The organism is Saccharomonospora saliphila YIM 90502, assembly GCF_000383795.1.
Classification (GTDB): Bacteria; Actinomycetota; Actinomycetes; order Mycobacteriales; family Pseudonocardiaceae; genus Saccharomonospora; species Saccharomonospora saliphila.
Map to the genome: position 1 here is coordinate 5347 of NZ_KB912681.1, position 6399 is coordinate 11745.

At 71.6% G+C, this 6399-nt stretch carries 5 protein-coding genes and 2 pseudogenes; 3 read left to right on the top strand and 4 right to left on the bottom strand.

From position 1 onward, the window contains the following. Positions 1-180, bottom strand: a pseudogene (locus tag SACSA_RS26165) (aldehyde dehydrogenase family protein); the annotation flags it as partial. Between the two features lie 140 nt (positions 181-320). On the opposite strand from SACSA_RS26165, the gene guaA reads away from it, so the two are divergent. Both guaA and SACSA_RS0113485 read left to right on the top strand, forming a co-directional pair. Next, positions 321-1874, top strand: coding sequence for a glutamine-hydrolyzing GMP synthase (guaA, locus tag SACSA_RS0113480; RefSeq protein ID WP_028661850.1), 1554 nt, complete (start codon positions 321-323; stop codon positions 1872-1874). Between the two features lie 50 nt (positions 1875-1924). Continuing rightward, the gene (locus tag SACSA_RS0113485) at positions 1925-2707 is read left to right on the top strand and encodes an E3 ubiquitin ligase family protein (RefSeq protein WP_028661851.1); all 783 of its coding nucleotides are present in this window, start codon (positions 1925-1927) and stop codon (positions 2705-2707) included. Positions 2708-2734: 27 nt separating this feature from the next. Here the strand turns inward: SACSA_RS0113485 and SACSA_RS26855 are convergent, their stop codons facing one another. From SACSA_RS26855 to SACSA_RS0113500, 3 genes are read right to left on the bottom strand one after another with little or no spacing between them, the layout of a single operon-like run. Continuing rightward, positions 2735-3343, bottom strand: a complete 609-nt coding sequence (locus tag SACSA_RS26855; RefSeq protein ID WP_019816443.1) for a DUF2304 domain-containing protein — start codon at positions 3341-3343, stop codon at positions 2735-2737. A 6-nt stretch (positions 3344-3349) separates the two neighbouring features. Then, on the bottom strand, positions 3350-4030 hold the full coding sequence (locus SACSA_RS0113495) for a glycosyltransferase family 2 protein (protein WP_019816444.1): 681 nt from the start codon (positions 4028-4030) through the stop codon (positions 3350-3352). Positions 4031-4064: 34 nt separating this feature from the next. Continuing rightward, complete coding sequence (locus SACSA_RS0113500) at positions 4065-5054, bottom strand: NAD-dependent epimerase/dehydratase family protein (protein ID WP_019816445.1); 990 nt, start codon at positions 5052-5054, stop codon at positions 4065-4067. A 365-nt stretch (positions 5055-5419) separates the two neighbouring features. Here SACSA_RS0113500 and SACSA_RS26170 point away from each other — a divergent pair. Next, positions 5420-6399 (top strand): annotated as a pseudogene (locus SACSA_RS26170) (hypothetical protein); the annotation flags it as partial.

The window sequence follows — 6399 nt, forward strand, 5'->3', positions numbered from 1 at the left end:
CGCGAAACGCGCCGCCGAGTCCACGGCGCGGCGGGTCAGGGCCGCGTCCGGCACGGCGACGGTAGCGATCTCCGTGGCGTCGTACGGGTGGGTGACCGGGCGCGTGTCGGCGCCGCGTTCCGCGCGGCCCGCGACCCACATCGGACGGGGACGCGGTGTGATGGTGTCCATACCCTCCATGGGCAGCACCGTAACGGCGACCTGCGGGCACCGCGCGACGGTTCACCTGCGACGATAAGCGGGTCGGCGCGGGGCGCCGGCGGCCGGCCGGCGCGTGGCCGGAACGGCCCGCACGAGGAGACTGGTGAGGAGATCCGGCAGTGGCAGATGGTTCCGTGGGTCCCGTGCTCGTGGTGGACTACGGCGCGCAGTACGCGCAGCTCATCGCGCGCCGGGTCCGTGAGGCCCAGGTGTACTCGGAGGTCGTGCCGCACACGACCCCGGTCGACGAGCTGCTGGAACGGAGCCCGTCCGCGATCATCCTCTCCGGCGGGCCCGCCAGCGTCTACGCCGAGGGAGCGCCGGGTGTGGACCCCGCGCTGTTCGACACCGGGGTGCCGGTGCTCGGCATCTGTTACGGCTTCCAGGCGATGGCGCGGGCGCTCGGCGGCACCGTCGAGCACACGGGCACCCGCGAGTTCGGCCGCACCGAGCTGGGCGTCACCGGCGGTGCGTTGCACGCGGCGCTGCCCGCGAGGCATCCGGTGTGGATGAGCCACGGCGACTGCGTGACCGAGGCACCCGACGGGTTCGAGGTCACGGCGGGCAGCGACGGAGCGCCCGTGGCCGGGTTCGAGAACACGGCCCGCGCGCTGGCCGGGGTGCAGTACCACCCTGAAGTAGCGCACTCGCCGCACGGCCAAGAGGTACTGCGCCGGTTCCTGCACGAGGTGGCGGGTATCCGCCCGCGCTGGACGACGGCCTCGATCGTCGACGACCAGGTCGCGCGCATCCGCGCCCAGATCGGCGAGGGGCACGCGATCTGCGGGCTCTCCGGTGGCGTGGACTCCGCCGTCGCCGCGGCCCTGGTGCAGCGGGCCATCGGCGAGCGGCTGACGTGCGTGTTCGTGGACCACGGACTGTTGCGCGCAGGGGAGCGTGCCCAGGTCGAGCGGGACTTCGTCGCCGCAACGGGGGTCAACCTCGTCACCGTGGACGCGCGTGAGCAGTTCCTGGCCGCGCTGGACGGGGTGTCCGACCCCGAGCAGAAGCGCAAGATCATCGGCCGGGAGTTCATCCGCGTGTTCGAACAGGCCGCGCGCGACCTCAAGGCCCGGGGCGACGTCGAGTTCCTGGTGCAGGGCACGCTCTATCCGGACGTGGTGGAGTCGGGCGGCGGCACGGGTGCGTCGAACATCAAGAGCCACCACAACGTCGGCGGGCTGCCCGACGACCTCGAGTTCGGCCTGGTCGAGCCGCTGCGGCTGCTGTTCAAGGACGAGGTCCGCCGCGTCGGCCTCGAACTGGGCCTGCCCGAGACGATCGTGCACCGCCAGCCGTTCCCGGGCCCCGGCCTGGCGATCCGGATCATCGGAGCGGTCACGGCCGACCGCCTCGAGACCCTGCGCGCGGCCGATTCGATCGCTCGCGAGGAACTCGCGGCGGCCGAGGTGGACAGCGACATCTGGCAGTGCCCTGTGGTGCTGCTGGCCGACGTGCGCAGCGTCGGCGTGCAGGGGGACGGCCGCACCTACGGACATCCGGTGGTGCTGAGGCCGGTGTCGAGCGAGGACGCGATGACCGCCGACTGGGCTCGGATACCCTACGACGTGCTCGAGCGGATCTCCACGCGGATCACCAACGAGGTGTCCGAGGTGAACCGCGTCGTGCTCGACGTGACGAGCAAACCGCCGGGCACGATCGAGTGGGAGTAGGCCGCCGGCCCGGGCGGCCGGAAACGGTGTCGACCTGGGGGTGATCGCCCGTGTGGGTTGTGGGTGTCGTCGTGCTGGTGGCCACGGTGGTCGCGTTCTTCTCCATGCGGCACACCCGCGATGAGCTGCACGCGATGATCGGCACCGAGACGCTGTCGATTCCGGAGCTGGAGCGTTACCGCGGCGCCTCCGACGAACTGGTCGGCAAGGGCGGTTTCCGCCACACCGCCGAGGTGGTCGGCGCGGCGCATCCGCGGCCGGAAGGGCCGCTGACCGCCGAGCTGTCCCGGACCGAGTGCGTCTGGTATCGCTACCGCATCGACCGGCATTACGAGATCGTCGAGCACCGCGACGGCAAGCGCCGCCGCAAGAAGCGCATCGAGAACGTCGTCGACCACACCTCGAATCAGGGATACGCGGTGATCGACGAGGAGGGGCGCACGATCGGCGTGGACCCGAACGGCACCAAGCCGGACGGCGTCGAACAGACCGTCAACCGGTTCGAACCGGAGCACACGTCGGCGAAGTCCACCGAGCCCTTCGGTATTTCGCTTCCCGTGCCGGACGCGCACGGAAACAGCACCCTGGGCTACGAGTACAAGGAGTGGGTCCTGCGGCCCGGGAGCAGGCTCTACGTTCTCGGCGAGGTGCACGACCGCATGGGGCCGCTGGTGATCGGCAAGCCCGATCAGGGTGGGCACTTCATCATTTCCACCCGTACGGAGAACGAGCTCCGCGCGGACCGCACCAAACGGCACAAGATGCTGGCGGCGGGTGTCGTGGTGGGTGCCCTGCTCGGCACCGGCCTCGTGGTCGGCGGCCTGCTGGGCTGAAGGTCCCGGGCCAGGCGCGGGGCCGCGTCAGCGGTTGTCCGCCGCCGTCACCGAGTCCGGGTTCGTCGCCGTGGACTCGGACGCCGCGCCCGGGTCGGAGGAGGCCGAGGCCGCCGAGGCCGGGTCCGGGGACGTCGCGGGCACGGTCTCGTTCCGTGCGGCCGGATGTTCGTCGTCCGCGCCGAACTCACCGTGCTCGCCGTCCGCGCCATGCTCACCGGCCGCGGGCTCGTACTCCGTCGCGGCGGCGGTGGTGGCGGCGACCGGGCTGTGCACCTGCTCGCCCGCCATCACTCCGCGCTGGTGGTTGACCAGCTCGGCTTCGCGGATCGCCAGCGTGCGGGCCAGTTCGGTGATCTGCTGGGTGGTCCCCCGGAACCGCAGGTAGGTGTTGAGCATGCCGAACAGGAACGCCACCACGAGCATGTAGAGCAGCAGATCGGCCCCGCGCCCGATGCCGAGCGCGTGCGCGAGCAGGGTGACGTGCTGCGGGAACAGCACCGCGTACACGGCGAAGGCCAGAAAGCCGAAAAACCCGATGCGTTTGCCCGCCTGCATGCGGACGTTGTGCTTGCGGCTGACGAAGTACAGGAAAATGCCCGCGACCGCCGCCAGCAGGACGACCTGCGCCCACATGCTGATTCACCTCCGGTTGCGCAGCGAAAAGTCGAACAGGATGTTCACCCCGTTGACCAGCGACTGCCCCTTGCCCTTCGAGTAGTCGGTGTAGAGCACCCGCACCGGCACCTCACGGACGCGGAACTCGTTGTTCGCGAGGAACGACACGATCTCACTGGCGTGAGCCATCCCGTTCATGCTGATGTGCAGGCGTTCCGCCGCGGGGCGGGCCAGTACGCGCAGCCCGTTGTGCGCGTCGGTGAGCCGCAGCTTGCGCACGTTACGGCTCAGCGCCACCGCCGTGCGCAGGGCCACCCGCTTGAGCCACGGCACGCTCTGGGCCTGGTCGAGGAAGCGGGAACCGAGCACCACGTCGGCCTCCCCGGCGCGGGCGACGGCGACCATGCGCTCGGCGTCGCTGACCTGGTGCTGGCCGTCGGCGTCGAAGGTCAGGAAGTACTTCGCGCCAGGCCGGGACAGCGCGTAGGACAAGCCGGTCTGGAGTGCCGCGCCCTGGCCGAGGTTGATCGGGTGCCGCACCAGGTGGGCTCCGGTGCTCGCGATCCGGGTGGCCGACTCGTCGTGGGAGCCGTCGTCCACGCAGACCACGTTCGGAAACGTCGCGCGGACGTGTTCCAGCACCTCGGCGATCACGCGGTCCTCGTTGAAAACCGGGATCACCACCCAGACGTCTTCGTTGCTCACCTGGCCTCCCCCATCTCGGGCGCGTCGCGGCCGGTCATCGTAGCGGGGCGCTCGGTACGGGGCCGGGCGTGGCCGCCGACGAGCCGCCGGCCGACGCGCGGATGTGCTCGACGGTGCGGCGCACCCCCTCGGCCAGGTCCACCTCGGGTTTCCAGCCCAGCTCCTGACGGGCGGCCGTGGCGTCCAGCGCGGATGCCCGCAAATCGCCGAGGCGTGCGGGAGCGTGCCCGGGTGCGTCCTCGGTGCCCGCGGCCACGGCGACGAGGCGGTGCAGTTCGCGGTCGGAGGTCTGCACCCCTGTGCCGATGTTGAACCGCTGCCCGCCGCCGTGCTCGCCCGCCGCGGCGACGAACGCGGACACCGCGTCGGCGACGTAGACGTAGTCGCGGGTGTTGCCGCCGTCGCCGAACACCGTGGTCGGCCGTCCGGCCAGCAGCGCGGCCGCGAAGATCGCCACGACGCCCGCTTCGCCGCCGGGGTCCTGCCGGGGGCCGTAGACGTTGGCCATCGCCAGGGTGGTGCAGTCCACGCCGTGCAGCCGCCGGTAGGTCGTGAGGTAGGTCTCGCCGGAGATCTTGCTCGCGGCGTAGGGCGACTTGGGGTCGAGCGGGTCCCGCTCGGTGACCGGAAGCCGATCCGGCTCGCCGTAGATGGAGCCTCCCGAGGAGGCGAAGACGATCTTGCGGACTCCGCCCGCGCGGGCCGCCTCGGCGAGGTTCACCGTGCCGAGGACGTTCTCGCGGGCGTCGGTCAGCGGGTCGGTGACGCTGGCGCGCACGTCGATCTGCGCGGCGAGGTGGAACACCACCTCCGGCTCGGCTGCCGCGAGCACGTCGCGCAGCTCGGGCGCGGTGATGTCGACCTGGTGGACGTGCAGACGTCCGGTGGCCTCCGCTCCGGCGAGGTTGGCCCGGGTGCCCCGCCGGAAGGTGTCCACCACGTGCACCTCGTGTCCCTCGGTCAGGAGCCGATCGACCAGGGTGGAGCCGATGAAACCGGCTCCCCCGGTGACAAGTGCACGCACACGGTTCCTTTCGCCGATGCTCTCGGTCGGGCCCCTCCATCGCAGTATCGGCGGGATCGTCGCTTCAGCGGAGGGTGGACTCGCGGGAATCGTACTAAAGGCACGACCGGGTGATGGTTCGACCCGAGGGACGGAAGCTATCAGCCCCGCTACGGACGGCGTCCGGGGCGTTACGACGCGTAGGCCGGTACGACGTCCTGGCCCCTGGGTACTCACACGTTCGTGTCGGGAACGCCGCGGACGGTTCAGTCCGACCCTCGTGCGGTCGTTGTCGTTCCGGGTCGCGGTGCGCGGGGTCCGTCCCACCGCGGTGCCCGGCCGATGCCGGACGAACCAGCAACGCGGAACCCGTGAGGAGCGGTGCCTTGGCCGGAACGAGCGTGCTCACGCAGGAACCCGGAACGACGCCCGTGGAGCGGGACCGCGACGGTGACGGGGCGGCGGCGCGACGACGGTGGAGTGCGGGCACGTCCGCCGTGCTGGCGGTGCTGGCCGGTGCCGCCGCGATCGCCGGTCACGCGGCGCTGTACGGGAACTGGATCATCGACGACGCCGGTATCACCTTCGCCTACGCGCGCGGTGTCGCCGAGGGGCTCGGGCCCGTGGCGCAGGCGGGGGCCGAACCGGTCGAGGGCTTTTCCAACCCGGCCTGGCTGCTGGTGCTGGTGGTGGGCAGGCTCGCGGGCCTGTTCGACCACGGGTCGTTGTTCGGCGTCCCGGACTACGTGCTGTTCCCGAAGGGGGTGGCACTGGCGTGCTGCGTGGGCATCCTGGCGGCCTTCCACGTCGTGTTCCGGGAGGTGTCGCGGCGTCCGTGGCTGCCGACGGTGGTGTCGGGCCTGGTCCTGGCCTCCGTCCCCTCGTTCGTGATCTGGTCCTTCTCCGGGCTGGAGAACGCGCTGTACGCGGTGGCGGTGGTGTGGATCGCCGCGCTGTCGTGGCGGGCCGTGTCGCGTGGGCGGCTGTTGTCGGCCCGGGTGGCCATCGGCGTGGGGGCCCTCGCGGCGCTGGCGGCGCTGACCCGGCCGGAAGGGCTGATCTACGCGGGTGCGTACCCGCTGGTCCTGCTGATGACCCTGCGCCGGGGCAGCGTGCTCACGGCGCTGCGGTACGGGGCCCTGTCCACCGCCGTCGTCGCCGTGCCCGTCGGGAGCTATCTGGGCTGGCGCTACGCCACGTTCGGCCGGGTGGTGCCGAACACGGCGGTGGCCAAGAACCAGGATCTGCCTGAGCCGGCCACGGTGCTGCGGGTGGAGGAGCTGGTCGGCTACGTCGGCGCGCCGCTTGTCCTTGTGGCCGTCGCGGCCGTCGGCGTCGCGCTGGGGCGCGCGGTCGCGTGGCGGCG

What these genes read in the sequence shown, in the direction of transcription:
- SACSA_RS26855 (WP_019816443.1), bottom strand. Translation starts at nt 3,343, where the DNA reads ATGTGGGCGCAGGTCGTCCTGCTGGCGGCGGTCGCGGGCATTTTCCTG.